The 14528-nt window shown below is 62.4% G+C and carries 17 protein-coding genes; 10 read left to right on the forward strand and 7 right to left on the reverse strand.

Annotated elements, in window-relative coordinates:
* Positions 1-46 precede the first annotated feature (46 nt).
* The gene (locus tag MXB53_RS08835) at positions 47-202 is read right to left on the reverse strand and encodes a hypothetical protein (protein ID WP_248897011.1); all 156 of its coding nucleotides are present in this window, start codon (positions 200-202) and stop codon (positions 47-49) included.
* Positions 203-269: 67 nt separating this feature from the next.
* Between MXB53_RS08835 and MXB53_RS08840 the strand changes: the two genes are divergently transcribed.
* The 4 genes from MXB53_RS08840 to MXB53_RS15655 all read left to right on the forward strand — a co-directional run bounded on the left by MXB53_RS08840 (position 270) and on the right by MXB53_RS15655 (position 2519).
* A complete protein-coding gene (locus MXB53_RS08840; RefSeq protein ID WP_248897012.1) occupies positions 270-803 on the forward strand; it encodes an OB-like fold-containing membrane protein in 534 nt (177 codons plus the stop codon).
* Positions 796-1317, forward strand: a complete 522-nt coding sequence (locus MXB53_RS08845; RefSeq protein ID WP_248897013.1) for a metal-dependent hydrolase — start codon at positions 796-798, stop codon at positions 1315-1317. Before MXB53_RS08840 ends, MXB53_RS08845 begins: the two co-directional genes overlap by 8 nt.
* Before the next feature lie 33 nt (positions 1318-1350).
* Complete coding sequence (locus MXB53_RS08850; protein WP_248897014.1) at positions 1351-1713, forward strand: hypothetical protein; 363 nt, start codon at positions 1351-1353, stop codon at positions 1711-1713.
* Positions 1714-1841: 128 nt separating this feature from the next.
* Positions 1842-2519 (forward strand): sulfatase-like hydrolase/transferase, encoded by a 678-nt coding sequence (locus tag MXB53_RS15655; RefSeq protein WP_283102358.1) that lies wholly within the window; start codon positions 1842-1844, stop codon positions 2517-2519.
* 1551 nt (positions 2520-4070) lie between these two features.
* On the opposite strand, the gene MXB53_RS08860 is transcribed toward MXB53_RS15655, so the two are convergent.
* Together MXB53_RS08860 and MXB53_RS08865 are read right to left on the reverse strand one after the other, a co-directional pair.
* Positions 4071-4508, reverse strand: a complete 438-nt coding sequence (locus MXB53_RS08860; RefSeq protein ID WP_248897016.1) for a PIN domain-containing protein — start codon at positions 4506-4508, stop codon at positions 4071-4073.
* Positions 4505-4801, reverse strand: coding sequence for an AbrB/MazE/SpoVT family DNA-binding domain-containing protein (locus tag MXB53_RS08865; protein ID WP_248897017.1), 297 nt, complete (start codon positions 4799-4801; stop codon positions 4505-4507). The genes MXB53_RS08860 and MXB53_RS08865 overlap by 4 nt, the downstream gene beginning before the upstream one ends.
* A gap of 123 nt (positions 4802-4924) precedes the next feature.
* Between MXB53_RS08865 and MXB53_RS08870 the strand changes: the two genes are divergently transcribed.
* Positions 4925-5200, forward strand: a complete 276-nt coding sequence (locus tag MXB53_RS08870) for a ribbon-helix-helix domain-containing protein (protein WP_248897018.1) — start codon at positions 4925-4927, stop codon at positions 5198-5200.
* A gap of 108 nt (positions 5201-5308) precedes the next feature.
* On the opposite strand, the gene MXB53_RS08875 is transcribed toward MXB53_RS08870, so the two are convergent.
* Both MXB53_RS08875 and galU read right to left on the reverse strand, forming a co-directional pair.
* Entirely contained in the window at positions 5309-6241 is a 933-nt protein-coding gene (locus MXB53_RS08875) for a UDP-glucuronic acid decarboxylase family protein (protein WP_248897019.1), read from the reverse strand.
* Complete coding sequence (gene galU / locus MXB53_RS08880) at positions 6238-7104, reverse strand: UTP--glucose-1-phosphate uridylyltransferase GalU (protein ID WP_248897020.1); 867 nt, start codon at positions 7102-7104, stop codon at positions 6238-6240. Before galU ends, MXB53_RS08875 begins: the two co-directional genes overlap by 4 nt.
* A 234-nt stretch (positions 7105-7338) precedes the next feature.
* Here galU and MXB53_RS08885 point away from each other — a divergent pair, with 234 nt between their 5' ends.
* Together MXB53_RS08885 and MXB53_RS08890 are read left to right on the forward strand one after the other, a co-directional pair.
* Complete coding sequence (locus tag MXB53_RS08885) at positions 7339-8670, forward strand: glycosyltransferase family 2 protein (protein ID WP_248897021.1); 1332 nt, start codon at positions 7339-7341, stop codon at positions 8668-8670.
* A gap of 158 nt (positions 8671-8828) precedes the next feature.
* Positions 8829-9230 carry a hypothetical protein gene (locus MXB53_RS08890; RefSeq protein ID WP_248897022.1) on the forward strand — a complete coding sequence of 134 codons (402 nt, stop codon included), beginning with the start codon at positions 8829-8831 and terminating at the stop codon, positions 9228-9230.
* A 215-nt stretch (positions 9231-9445) separates the two neighbouring features.
* Here the strand turns inward: MXB53_RS08890 and MXB53_RS08895 are convergent, their stop codons facing one another.
* Positions 9446-10120, reverse strand: coding sequence for an AIM24 family protein (locus tag MXB53_RS08895; RefSeq protein WP_248897023.1), 675 nt, complete (start codon positions 10118-10120; stop codon positions 9446-9448).
* A 178-nt stretch (positions 10121-10298) separates the two neighbouring features.
* Between MXB53_RS08895 and MXB53_RS08900 the strand changes: the two genes are divergently transcribed.
* Complete coding sequence (locus MXB53_RS08900; protein WP_248897024.1) at positions 10299-11492, forward strand: sensor histidine kinase; 1194 nt, start codon at positions 10299-10301, stop codon at positions 11490-11492.
* Between the two features lie 47 nt (positions 11493-11539).
* On the opposite strand, the gene MXB53_RS08905 is transcribed toward MXB53_RS08900, so the two are convergent.
* Positions 11540-12565, reverse strand: coding sequence for a sensor histidine kinase (locus tag MXB53_RS08905; protein ID WP_248897025.1), 1026 nt, complete (start codon positions 12563-12565; stop codon positions 11540-11542).
* 176 nt (positions 12566-12741) lie between these two features.
* On the opposite strand from MXB53_RS08905, the gene MXB53_RS08910 reads away from it, so the two are divergent.
* Together MXB53_RS08910 and MXB53_RS08915 are read left to right on the forward strand one after the other, a co-directional pair.
* Entirely contained in the window at positions 12742-13896 is a 1155-nt protein-coding gene (locus MXB53_RS08910; RefSeq protein WP_248897026.1) for a cobalamin-independent methionine synthase II family protein, read from the forward strand.
* Positions 13897-14213: 317 nt separating this feature from the next.
* On the forward strand, positions 14214-14528 hold the full coding sequence (locus MXB53_RS08915; protein ID WP_248897027.1) for a hypothetical protein: 315 nt from the start codon (positions 14214-14216) through the stop codon (positions 14526-14528).

Consider the following 14528-nt stretch of genomic DNA (forward strand, 5'->3'; position numbering starts at 1 on the left):
CGTGCTCCAGCGAAGCGCGACGACGCCATCGGTGGTGACGCGCACCTCACGAGCGGTACGCCTGCAGCGCGACTAGCAAGACCAGCAACAGCGGAAGGAGCGGTGCGGCGACGTCGAGCGGGACCAACAGGAGCACGATGGCGGCCATCACGACGAATTCGAGCACGACCAGCACGCTGATCGCGTCGATCGGATCGGTCATCGGTCCGACTCGCCGTTCCATCGCCGGGAGCATCAAGTTTAGTACGCGGCCGGGGGCGATACGATACGTGGCCCGCTTCGACACCGCACGCGCCCGCCTGCTGGCCGTCCTGCTGCTCTTGGTCGGGCAGGTGGCGCTCTTCCCGGCGTTCGCGGTCCAGCCAGTCAACGAGGACGCGTGGGTGCTTCCCGACGAAGATGAGTTCGTCGACGATCCACAGCCGTATCTCGGCGAGCGCGTGGTCACCGGTGGTATCGTCCAGGCGACCGACCCGGTCGTCATCCGGGTCGGGACGACGAGCGGGACACACCGAGTGACGATCACCGAGGCGGCGATCACGCCGGCGCGCGGCGACAAGGTCCGGGTGTACGGCACGCTCACGGAACCGACCACGATCCGGGCACAGAGCGCGTTCGTCGTCCCCCCGCAGGGACGGTGGTACGCGTGGGGCATCTCCTTCCTCGCCGGTCTCTGGGTGCTCGGGCGACTGTGCCGACACTGGACCGTGAATCGATCGACGCTCGGCTTCGAGCCCCGCGACGATCCACTCACGGTTCGGGAGATACGGCGAGCGATTCGGACGGGAGGGACCGATGCCTGATCTGCTCGCGCACGTCTTCATCGCCTACAGCCTCTGTCGGGTGCTGTCCTGGCGCGTCCCGTGGCTCACGACGCCGTACGTCACCGTCGGGATGGTCGGCGCGTTCATCCCGGATCTGGTGAAGATCAAGCTCCTCCTGCCGAGCGAGACGATGGAGCGGGTTCTCGGCGTGCCGTTCGACTGGGGGAGTCTGGCCACGGGCGGCGGGACGCTGCTGAGTGTCTGTGTCGGGCTCGCGTTGCTGGCGTCGAGCGAACGCCGACGCGGCGGGCTGGTGCTCGGCCTCGGCGCCGGGAGTCACCTGCTCGCGGACAGCCTCCTCCTGACGCCGACCGGCCGCTCGGTGCAGCTCCTCTGGCCGCTGTCGCAGTACCGCGTCCCGAGTCCGGGGCTGTATCTCAGCACGCAGTCCGAGCCGATGTTGCTCGCGGGTGGCGTCGCCGCGCTCGTCTGGGTGCTCGATCGGTGTTGGTTCGGCGGCGCGGATCCCGCCGGCGCACGCGACCACCCCTAGATACGTATAGCGCTCGGAACTACGGGGCCGTGGATGAGCCTCGCCCTGACTCACTTCGCATTCGGTGCCCTGTCCGTAACCCTCCTGCTAGCGTACCTGCCCGTGCGGACCCGGTATCTCCTCCCGCTGTCGATCGCCAGCGGCGTGTGGGCCATGATGCCGGACTTCTGGCGCGTCGTCCCGCTCTACGAGACGGCGTTCCGACAGCTCGGCTCCTCGGCGTTCGGGAACGTCTTCTGGTTGCATCCGCTCTTCGACCGCGCCGACGCCGGGGACTCCTATCGCCTCGCTGCCGCCGTCGTCGGCGTGTACTTCCTCGTGGCGGTCATTCACGCCGAGCGCTGTCGGGACGGGCCGACGTTCGAGAGCGACTGGGATGGGTTTCGGGGACGATAGTGAGCGGATGGGCGGCGTCCGTCCGCACGATCGATGGCGGCGCGTGCCTCGTCACCAGCGATGGGAGAAGATTTACCTATGAACTCGATCAATAGTATGAGAAATCGAATCCGTGTGACGCATCCAAACTGACTGAAGAGGAATTATCGGACTTTGAGACGCTATACAAAGGAGAAGTCGAGTACCTTGATAGACATATTGGAGACATAATTGACTGGGTTGATCAGAATATAGGGTTCGAGAATACTGTCCTGGCCCTCTTTTCAGATCATGGTGAGTCGCTAGGAGAGCACGGGAAACTGCGTCACGGTGACCAATTTCACAGCGGAGTCACCCATGTCCCATGCATAATCAAGGGGCTGAATGAACAAGGCAACATCCATACCCCCGTCTCTGGCATCGATCTCATGCCAACTTTCCTTGATTACGCAGACATTACTATCCCCGATTCATGTAGAGGACAATCAATTAGAAAATATCTCTCAGAAAGTGATCAGTCTAGATACGTCTACACACAGTCAGGTAAATCAGACGATGGCCGTGTGATGATAACTGATGGAACGTGGCAACTTGTCCACGACATCTCGTCTAATGAGCGGACTTATTTCAAACGGACTGGTGACTCAAGCGAACATATTGAGGAAGAAACTGTACCGAGCAAGGATCTAGAGAAGTTACAAACGAATTTAGAGGATCATATGGAATCGTTCGAAGAGTCTGCACAGAAGAACGCCTCAAGAGAGGAAGCAGGAATTTCCAAAGATGTTGAGGAACGACTGCAGGATCTTGGTTATAAAGAGGTATGAACTGCAGCCATAGGTGGCACTGTGTTACTCCCACGGGACCGGCTCGCCATCAATAGTCAAGTCACGCTTTCAGAGATTACCAGAGACAGCATCCACGAATGCGGCCCCCAACTCCGACTGACCGAGCAGGATTCCCTAGCCCTGTCATCGGTGCACTGGTCGGCGATGTCACCGGCCGCTGGCCATTCGACCAGTCGCTTGAGAGTGACCCCGAACTGTCATCAGCGAGGAACAGATGTCCACCAAGACCGCAATATCGGACCCCACCAGCGCACTCAACTCGTCAATCATATCCGAGACGTAACAGACGCTCCAGTCTGCTCTCCAACATCGTGGGCGCACAAATCTACTCCGACAACGCCCATTTCGTGAAGGCCCGGATTTTCCCTCAAGTCGCATCCGATCAATCACCGACCACCACTACGGAGATACCTCCACGAAGCGTTCTACTTCCGCTGACAAATCCGTCAGTCGTTGGCTGCTCTTGGTGCAGTATGACTCGAGACGATGTTCGTCCCACACTCGACACAGAGATAGGCCCCATCGGTGGTCTCAACAACCGGAGCATTACAGGACACACACTTGATTTTCGCATTGCGAACGTCCCGCGGATATCGTCCCATAATCGAACAATATTAGTAATCCTACAAAACTGTTGCCCAGAGTGGGTCTTTATCATCGAAAAAGCCAATAATCATGATAAAAGTTCGATTCCGTCACTGATCCGGAACAGATGTCCAGATCTCACGCCTAGCTCCTACCCCGAGTTCGAACCGCCAATCGAAGCCGAACCTCCAGAATCGGTGTCCGTGGTTCTCTAAGCCCGAAAAGCGCTCTCGCGGTGTATCCGCCGATAGCGGGGCAGTCATAATCGGGTCGTTTCTCCGGAGGAAACGGGGTGGAATCGCAGTTTGGAATGACCTGTAGGGCCGCGCCGAACCCCGACCACGAGCGGAGCCGCAGCACCCATCGACGTCGGTGCTGCGCGGCCGCTCACAGACACCGAGGCGGTCGATCGAACCAGCGACACGGGGGCGCAATCGCTATCGGTGGGAAGAAACACAAAGCGGGCGTTACGACGGACGAGACACCTCTCTTGCGATTCGCTGGCGATGACGAGACCGACACGCCGAACCGTCCCAACGACAGCCACGGGCACCGTGAGTCGGGCGCTCGACGAGACGACGCCACGCGCGACGCGGTCCGAAATACCACGCGATACCTAGATCAGAAATCGCCCGACTGCAACCGATTTTGGAACGCTGCCGACCCCGAAACCCCCGACAGCCGAGCATGCGCAGCGCCGCCTATCACGGGGTTCTGGCCGCGCTCCCCGGGTGAGGTGGGCGTTTTGCCCGCCTCGACGCCAACACCTAGCTCCACGCATCGCAGGCAGTCCCTCCATTCTTGCGGATCGAGACACCGATTTGGATGATCGAATTCCGGACGGAAAACCCCGCAAATCCCCTCTACAGCCCTCTCAAACCACCAAACCGATTTTGGAAAACGCTCCATCTCAACACGGCTCGCTGTCGGCCCCGAACACCGGTCCTACACGCCGTGGTCGCGGAATCGGTCCACGTCGATCGCGACGGAGAGATCGTCGAAGTCATCGTCGCCCCCGGCGACCAGTGTTGCGTCGTGTTCGTGGGCGAGCGCAACGGCGTACGCGTCGGCAAGCGAGATGTCCCCGTCGGCTTTCACCTCCGCAGCCCGTCGCCAGTCGGCCGAGACGATGCGAACGCCGCGCCGTTCGAGCGCCCGGAGGTCCCGATCCGCGTCCCGCAGCGACGCGTCCGTGGGCGTCTCGTCGACACCCTCGAACCGCGCCACGAGGTAGAACACTTCGCTAGCGTTCGTCTCAGCGAGGAATCCATCCGTTGCCCCGTCGAAGACCTCGTCGAGACGGTCGGCCACGGCCTCATGCCCCGGTTCGTTGTAGAGGAAGGCGATGATAGCCTCCGTATCGAAGACGTAGCCGCCGCTCATGCGTCCTCGGACGGACGAAGCCGTTCGGCACGTTGTGCCTCGCGGCGCCGGTCTTCGTCTTTCAGCTCGCGGACCCGCTCCAGGATGTCGCCGCGGTCGTGCTCCCCGGCGTGGATGCCGTGCAGTTCGTCGGGCGAGGGAACCGGCTCGACGACGATACACCCCTGCGCCTCGTAGATGAACACCTCGCCCGGCGTCTCGATGCCGAACTTCTCCCGCAGCGCCTTCGGGATGGTTGCCTGCCCCTTCTGGGAGACGTGTACTACTCGTGGTTCGTCTGTACTTCTTGACATCGTTAGTAGTACCTATGAGTTGCTGTAGTACTAAAGGTGTTGTCGGCAACTATCGGAGCCGCTGTTCGCGCTAGCGGTCGGAGCGAGCGAACGCTTTTAGCGCCGCGAGTGTAACACGTTTGTATGTCGGATGCGGATACAAACAGTAGTGGCGAGCCGGCGAAGACGAACATCAACATCCGGTTGACGGAATCATTCCTCGAAGATATCGACGCGACGTGGCAAGATGAGGGCTACAACAGCCGCAGCGAGTTCATCCGTGACGCCCTCCGCGACGCCGTCAAACACCCTGATCTCACCCGTGAGAGCTGGAAGGAGATTGCCGCTGTCGAGCACGCGCGCCGCACCGGCGACAGCGAGACGTTCTCCCGCGACGACGTTCTCGCGGACGATGCGTGACGAGTGGCGTGGCAGTTCCGTGGCCCTGAAACGAACCTCGACGCCATCGCTGTCCAACAAGAATAGCTTGAGCAGCCATATTGGCCGGCAGCTCGAATCCGGCTAGGCCTACACCCGCCCCTCGAAATACCCAACCGACTCCCGAAGCCCCTCACGCAACGACACCTCGGGGTCCCACCCCAGCTCCGACCGCGCCTTCGAGATATCCGGGCGACGTACCTCGGGGTCTTGGGGCGGCAACTCCTCGTGGGTGATCCCGCTCTCACTATCGGTCACCGCCAGTACGACTTCGGCCAACTCGTTGATGGTCCGCTCGTCGGGGTTCCCGATGTTCACCGGTTCCTGGACATCCGACTCCAGCAGCGCGATCAGCCCGTCGATCATATCCGAGACGTAACAGAAACTCCGGGTCTGCTCGCCGTCGCCGTAGACGGTCAGGTCCGTGCCCGTCAGCGCCTGTTTCATGAAGTTCGGAATCACGCGGCCGTCGTCGAGGCGCATCCGCGGGCCGTAGGTGTTGAAGATGCGCGCGACGCGCACGTCGAGGCCGTGTTCGTCGCGGTAGGCGCGCACGAGCGACTCGCCGTAGCGCTTGGATTCGTCGTAACACGACCGCGGGCCGTAGGGGTCGACGTTCCCGCGGTAGTCCTCGGGCTGGGGGTTGATCTCGGGGTCGCCGTACACCTCGCTGGTCGACGTAAAGAGGTAGGTGGCGTCTTTCTCCCGCGCAAGACCGAGGGTCTTGTGCGTGCCCAGCGCGCCGACCTTCAGCGTCTTGATGGGGTGGTCGCGGTAGAAGACGGGCGACGCGAGACTCGCCAGGTGGAGGACGGCGTCCAACTCGCCCGAGATGTGGATGAACTCCGTCACATCGTGGTCGTAGAAGGTGAACCGGTCGTGGTAGAACGCCTCGTCGAGATTGTCCAGCTGGCCGCTGACGCGGTTGTCCATGCCGATGACCTCGTGACCCTCGGCCAGCAGCTGGTCACAGAGAAAGGAGCCGAGAAAGCCCGCGGCGCCCGTGACGAGGACCCGACTCATTCGCCGTACTCCCGAATGAGCTCCTCGACGGCCGCGTTCATCTCGCCGTCGTCGTGGGTGAGCGCCATCTCGATGTTGGCCCGCAGCCAGCTCGGGATGTTGCCGATATCGTAGCGGTCGCCGTGAAGTTCGACCCCGCGCACGTCGTCGAGCGCCCGGATGGCATCGGTCAACTGGAGTTCGCCGCCGACGCCCATCTCCGTCTCTTCGAGGCGGTCGAAGATGTCGGGCGTGAGGACGTACCGACCCGTGATCGCCAGATTCGAGGGTGCCTCCTCCCGCGGCGGTTTCTCAACGAAGTCGTCGACGGGGAAACTCCCCGACTCCGCGCTCACGTCGTCGACGTCCGCGACCCCGTAGGAGGGCACCTGCGCCCAGGGCACGCGCTCCAGGGAGAGCACCGAGGAGTCGTGTTCCTCGGCGGCGTCGATCAGGCTCTGGGTGCAGGGCGTCTCGCTCTCGATGATCGTATCGCCGAGCAGGAGCGCGAAGGGTTCGTCGCCGACGTGCTTGCGGGCGTAGAGCACGGCGTCGCCGAGGCCGTTGCGTTCCTTCTGCCGGACGTAGTGGATGTCTGCGAGGTCGGAAATCTCCTGCACCCGATCGAGACGGTCCAGTTTGCCGTCCGCCTTGAGCTCGGCTTCGAGTTCGTAGGACTTGTCGAAATGGCGCTCGATGGCCTGCTTCCCGCGGCCGGTGATGATGAGGATGTCGTCGATGCCGGCTTCGACGGCTTCCTCGACGACGTACTGGATCGTCGGCTTGTCCAGTACGGGCATCATCTCCTTGGGTTGGGCTTTCGTCACGGGGAGAAATCGCGTCCCGAACCCCGCCGCCGGAATGACTGCCTTCGTGACGTCCATGAATTGCCCGCAACTCTGCGTTCCAGATAGATACTTTTTCTCATTGGGGTGGCCGGTCTGGCGGCTGTCTCGACGCTCTAAGACTCACGGACGGTGACACGGTGCGTCCGCGGTACGGGCATCGTCACGACCGTCCTCGCCGCTCGTCACGGGGCCGAATACATACCTTTTAGTTATTTTGTTCGTATGACTTGTACGTCAGTACTGGACCGGGGGACCAGCACACACTGCGCCATGAAAACGGACAATCAATCGGCGAACGGAGGGGGAATCGAACGGGGGGCCGACGCGGGGGACGCACGGACGAACGGCACGCTCGCAACGTCGGCGGGGGGCGTCTTGCTCCCGGCCGACAGCGAGCTGACGCCGACGCTATCGGTCGTCCTCCCGACGCTCAACGAAGAGGACGGCATCGGCGAATGTATCGATCGCATCATCGCCGCCCTGGAGACGCTGGAGATCCACGGCGAGATCGTCGTCAGCGACAGCTCGACGGATCGCACGCCGGAGATCGCCCGAGAGAAGGGCGCGATCGTCGTCGAACCGGACAAGCCGGGTTACGGCTACGCGTACCAGTACGCGTTCGACCGGTGTCGCGGGGAGTACATCGCGATGGGCGACGCCGACACGACCTACGACTTCGAGGAACTCCCCAAACTGTATCGTCACGTCGCCGAGGACGACGCCGACACGACCTACGACTTCGAGGAACTCCCCAAACTGTATCGTCACGTCGCCGAGGACGACGCCGACATGGCGATGGGGAGTCGCCTCAACGGCGAGATCAAGGATGGCGCGATGCCCGCGCTCCACCAGTACGTCGGCAACCCGCTCCTGACCGCGTTTCTCAACACGTTCTACGACACCGATGTCAGTGACGCCCACAGCGGGATACGCGTCTTCAGCCGCGACGCCCTCGACGCGATGGACCTCTCGACGACCGGGATGGAGTTCGCCTCCGAGATGATCATGGAGTCGGGGGCAAGCGACCTGACCATCGCCGAGGAGCCCATCACGTACCACGAACGCGAGGGCGAGGCGACGCTCGACTCGTTTCAGGACGGCTGGCGACACGTGCGCTTCATGCTTGAGAACGCGCCGGGCTACCTGTTCACCGGCCCCGGCATCGCGCTGCTGGTGTTCGGCCTCGCCGTCATCGCGGGCTGTCTCGCCAACGTCTCGATCGGGCCGGCCGGATTCGGCCTCCACTCGCTCATCGCCGGGTCGCTGTTCGTCGTGATCGGCTTCCAGGCGATCACGCTGGGCGTGTTCGCCAAGCTCAGTGGCGATCCCGTCCGGAATCCATCGGATCCACTGACGACGCTGCTCGTCGAACACCTGTCACTCGAACACAGCCTGGCCGCCGGCATCGGCGTCTTCGGCCTCGGATCCGCCTACGCCACCTTCATGGCCGGACGATGGGTCGGCAGCGGCTTCCGGACGCTCCCGCTCGTCGAGTTCGACATCGTCGCGATGACCGCCATCGTCGTCGGCATCCTCGCCATCTTCAACTCCTTTTTCCTCAGCATCATCGTCGAGGAGTCGGCATCCGCCCGCGACGCGTAGACGCTCTCGGCCTCCGTCTCATACGGTTTATTGGCTCTGTTGAAATCCTCCGCAATTGATACATCTTGGGTTCGGTCAGTACAGCGGGCGAACCTATCGTCAGGAGTATTACGGAGGGAGCCATCAAGTCTTTCCTGCAAACGCGAGGTGATGTGGGTATGGCTGGAGCGATTGCCGGACTGATCTTGGGAAGCATTATCGGGGCAGTCGCAACGATTGCAGGATCGTACTTTTTGTTCTGGCGTCGCCGTCAAGCAGCACTCGCTCATCTCCGTCGCGCATTCAAAACGGAACTCTCTGCACTGTCGTATATCGACGAGATGGCCGATAGCGGCGACTACGAAATACTCACTCAGACGGTCGAAAAACCGGTCGTCTACGAGAGTAATGCCGACGATATTGGTCACCTCTCGGGCGAGGAAGTTGAGACACTGGTCGCGTTTTACACTGACCTGTACTGGATACGTGACCAACAGGATATCGAGGATAAGAAAGAACGCGTCCATGAAATCGTCGAGAAGCGTCAGCGTGCGCTCACAACAATCCGAGAGGTCGAGTGAGGTCTTCAGATACACTCTCGGCGGTATGTACGCGGATCTACCCACGGAGTGAGCGAGCGGGCCAAGGAGGCCCCGAAGGGGCCGACGCAGGCTTTTGATCGAGCTTTTGCCAGCGAGGAGCCGAAGGCTCCGAGCGCAGCAAAAGGTCGGTTCAAGGTGTCGACCGACCGATGATCGCCGGCGGGTCGCGCGGATTCGGGAACGCCCCGCGCCGACTACTGGTTCTGGCTCTGGGTGACGGACCCTTCTTCGTTCGGTTGGACGACGACGAACCCCTCCGAGCCGGTGAACTTCACCTGTATCGATTCGCCGGAGGTCTGCCCAATTTCGAACGTCTTGTTCATCTCGAACTCGGGCGAGAGGTTCGCGCTCCACGCGACGGTCGCGTCCGGATCGGTACAGACGGGCGGCGTCATCACCAGCGGATCACCGTGTGTCGTGAGCGCGAGTTCGCCGGGGCCGGAGAGATAGACGTTCGTCAGGCCGCCGGCAGCCATCCCCGAGAGGCTGTTGACGGTGTTGATCTCGTAGTCGATGCTCGACTCGAACGCGAGCACGTCGTCGCCATTGACGGATATCGCCTCGTCCGCGTCGAGTTCGAGCACCTGGACTTTCTTGCCGTTCTCGGCCACGTAGAGATGCCCGCTCCCCTCGGCCTGCATCACCGGCGTTCCCTCGCCGCTCACGGCCTCCTTGACGAAGCCCGTGATGCCGCCCTCCGCGGACGACTTCCCCGTGAAGGTGACCTCGCCCGTGTACGCGACCATCGATCCGGCCTTGACCATCACCGTTCCGTCGAGCGGGACATCGAGGAGCCGGTTGTTCTCCTTCTGGAAGCCCTCCCCGCCCGCTACGGGCGCGTTCGACTGCGTGAACTCCTGCAGATCCATACGACAGGCGTCGGGCGGCGATCACCATAGCTCCCATGAAGGGTGAAATCCGAATTTGTGAGAGCGGGTGGCACGCAGCGACGGGGCTGGTTCGGCTCGACGAGCGATGTGACCCAAATATAATTAAAATTATAAGTGTGACGGGGCAACAACCGGCATTCTACGACCTGCACGACTCATGAATCTCGAACGTATCCCGCACGCCTTGATCGGCGTCGGCGGTCTCTTGGGCGGGGTCATGCTCCTCGAAATCGGGGCGATGGCCGTCTCATCGATGCAGTTCGAGACCGTCGCCATCGTCAACTGGGCGGCCAGCCTGCCGTTCATCGTGGCGCTCGTCGGCAGCGGCTACTGGTTGCGACGCCAGAACATCGCAACCGAGCGATACCGACGGATTGCGGGCTGGACCGCCGCCGCGTTCGGCTTCTTTTTCGTGTTCTTCACCGTGATCGCGGTGCTGACGGAAGACCGCACTCTCTTTCAGATCGGCATCATCCGATGGGGAGCGTCGGCCGGCGCGGGCGTCGGCGCCCTCGTCGGCGTCCTCGAAGCGAGAGCGATCGAACGGGAAGTGGCCGCCGACCGGACGCGCGTTCGCAACGAGGAACTGCAACGGCAGAACGAGCGCCTCGAGGAGTTCGCCAGCATCGTCTCCCACGACCTGCGAAACCCGCTGAGCGTCGCGTCGGGGTATCTCGAACTCCTCCGAGAGGAGTACGACGACGAGGCCCTCGATCGGATCGACGCGGCACACGAGCGGATGGACCAGATCATCGAGGAGTTGCTGGTACTCGCCGAGAGCGGGCAACCGGTCGACGATCCACAGTCGGTGTCGCTCGCCGCCATCGTCGAACGCTGCTGGTCGAACGTCGACACCAAGGGCGCGACGCTGGAGATCGAGGGGGACGCGACGATCCGGGCGTACCCCGACCGGATCCAGCATCTCTTCGAGAACCTCTTTCGGAACAGTGTGGAACATGCTTCCACGAGCAGTCGGATGGAATCCGACGACAGTGTCGAGCATGGCTCGACTAATAACCGGACGCAGTCCGGTGACAGTGTGGAACACAGTTCCACAAGCAGTCGGGCAGGGCCCGACGACAGCATCGAACACGGTGGCGAGGCCGTCACGATCCGCGTGGGGACGCTTCCGGACGGGTTCTACGTCGTGGACGACGGTCCCGGGATCCCTGCGGGCGACCGCGAGACCGTCCTCGAGAGCGGCTACTCGACGAAACAGGGCGGCACCGGACTGGGCCTCGCGATCGCCCAGCGCATCGCCGATGCACACGGCTGGGCGCTCGACATTACGGAGGGATCGGACGGGGGCATGCGACTCGAGATCACCGGCGTCGAGTTCGCCGATCGGTGAGGGAGTCAGTGTGGTCGCGGTCCGCCTCGATCCACGCGGCGCCTGGGTCACTTCGGTGGGATATCGAACCCCGTGAACTCGAATCGGGCCCCGCCACCGGCGGTGTCGGTGACGAGAAATTCGGCTCCGTGTGCGTGGGCGACCGCCTGTACGATCGCGAGCCCCAGGCCGTTGGTCCCTTTCGTGGAGAAATCCGCGTCGACGATCTTCGCGCGGATCGCTTCGGGAAGGCCTTCGCCGTCGTCTTCGACGTAGAACCCCGTGGTGAGGGTGCCGACGGTGACAGTACACGCCTCGCCGGCGTGCTGGATCGCATTTCGAAAGAGGTTCTCGAACAGTTGGAGGAGGAGTCGACGGTCACCGAGAACCGTCTGTGCGTCGCGCACCGTCAGTGTCGCATCCGCGGTGTCGACGGTTCGCCACGCCTCGCGGGCGAGCGCGCCGGTATCGACCGGCTCGACCGTCGACAGCGCCCCGGAGCGCGTGAACGCGAGCGTCGCCTCCGTGATTTCGGTGATCCGCTGGGCCGCCCGCTGGATCGTGTCGACCTTGTCGTTCTCACCCAGTTCGGTCGCGAGCAACGCCGCGTAGCCACCGATCACGTTCAGCGGGTTCCGAATGTCGTGCGTGAGGACCCCGAGCAGGGTTTCGAGCTGCTCCCGCTGTGTCGTCGCCTGCAGCTCGGCCTCTTTGCGGTCCGTGATGTTGAGATGGGCGACCAGCACGTACTGCGCCCCGTTCTGCCGAAAGCCAGCGGCCTGCATCATGAACCAGCGCTGTTCCGTCGGCGAGTGACACGGGTATTCGGCCTGTAACTGCGTCTCGGTTCCGTCGAGGATCGCTCGGAGGCCGTCGACGATCTCGCTCGCCCGCGGATCGTCGTACGCCTGCCCGGCGATCTCCAGGTAGTTACTGCCGAGCCAGTAGTCGGGGCTGGTCCCGTGGTTCGCGTCGGCGAACTGTCGCCACGCCTCGTTGACGAGGATGATCTCACCCGCGGCGTCCAGAATCGCCACTTCAGCAGGCAGTGCGTCCATCCCCGCGGCGATCACGCCGGCTGATAGCTGGGTCATTTGCGGGGCTCTGGGTGGTGACTTACGGAGACTTCGTTGAATAAGTGTGGCCTTGCTGTCTTGCCCATCACGACGGCACCATCGACAGTCCCGTGTGTCGGCGTCACCGGTCCCGCCGCCGAAAAAATACCGTGGGTTATATTATATAGTGAGACTATTACTCGTGTGAGTACCCAATGACGACGAACGACGCCCGCATTCGCACGACGCATATCGGAAGTCTCCCCCGACCGCCCGAACTGCTCGACCTCCTCGAGGCGCGCCAGGAGGGCGAAGACATCGACGCCACTGAGTGGGGCGAAACGGTCGCTGACGCCACGCGCGACGTCGTCGAGCGCCAGGCCGAGGTCGGCCTCGACGTCGCCAACAACGGCGAACAGTCCCGCGTCTCGTTCAACTGGTACGTCGCGGACCGCCTCAGCGGCATCGACGGCAAGCGCGAACAGGAACTCTGGGCGGACCTCCAGGAGTTCCCCGACTACGCCGCCGAGACGTTCAAGACCGACGTCATCGACCTCTCGATGCACCCCGTCGTGACCGGTCCCGTCGAGTACACCGGTCACGACGAGGCCGAGGCCGAACTCGACGCGTTCCGCGACGCGCTCGCCGCCGCCGACGCTGACTTCGAGGAGACGTTCGTCACCTCGGCGTCGCCCAGCGTCGTCACCGCGACACACGTCAACGACCACTACGACTCCTACGAGGACTTCCTCTTTGGCGTCGCCGAGGCGATGGCCGAGGAGTACGAACTCGTTGCCGAGACGGGGATGACCCTCCAGATCGACGCTCCGGAACTCCTCACCGTCGGGCATACGGCGGCGTACGCCGACGCACCTCTCGACGAGGTGAAGGCAGCCACGCGCCTCCACGTCGAGGCGCTCAACGAGGCGCTGTCGAACGTCCCCGCGGAACAGGTCCGGCTCCACACCTGCTGGGGGAGCTACGAGGGGCCACACCACCTCGATACGGAGCTGGTCGAGATGCTCCCCGAAATCTACGAGGCCGACATCACGGGGCTCAGCGTCGAGCAGGCCAACCCCCGCCACCAGCACGAGTACCGCGCGTTCGCCGAGCAGCCGCTGCCCGACGGCTGGACGCTGATCCCGGGCGTCGTCGACGTGAAGACGAACATCATCGACCACCCCGAGACCATCGCGGACCGTCTGGAGCGGGTGGCCGACGCCGTCGACGCCTCGACGCCCATCGTCGCCGCACCCGACTGTGGCTTCGGCACGCAGGCCGGCCTCGGCATGGTCGACCCCGAGATCGCGTGGGCGAAGCTGGAGGCGCTCGTCGAGGGTGCCGACATCGCGGCCGAGCGGCTCTCCTGAGCACGCTCATCGCAGTTCTGATACGGATTATGTGACTGTCTACCAGTGGGTCGCCAAGACGGTCCCGCGATCCGCCGGTACTGACGTACAATAACCGGCTTTGTTGAAATCATGTTTTTCAGATATATTATGGTGTGTAATGGCTGCTCGGTAGGTGCATACTCAGCACGCAAGTCTGTGTAGAACGGACCTCTTGGTCGGTGGCGACGAAGGGAGAACTCCACAAGATACTTTGCGAATTCTTTCTAAATTTAACCCAAGTTGCCCTGATCGAGTCGCGTCCTCCTCTCGGACAACTGCAATACAGAATGCGACACTTGATTGACTTTATCCTGTACGCTGTGGTCGTTTCACTTCCGGTAATTGCCGGATTCGCCGCTGCATACATCTCGCCATCATACCGCGAGGATACCATACGGAACGCCGGGAAAATTGCACTGTCCTTCCTCATTCTCACCGTGTCGATTGCATCATACTACCTGTTCCAGCACGTCACTGGAGACCCGTACTGGCCTGATACAATCGCGGTCGTGGTAGGATTCGGATTCTTGTTGTTTCTCGTCGTCTCTGTATCTACCCTCACGCTCGGCGCTGTCGGACTCAAATTAGGTACGTACGTGAAGATGCGGTGA

The organism is Haloplanus sp. XH21 (assembly GCF_023276355.1).
GTDB classification, from domain to species: Archaea; Halobacteriota; Halobacteria; order Halobacteriales; family Haloferacaceae; genus Haloplanus; species Haloplanus halobius.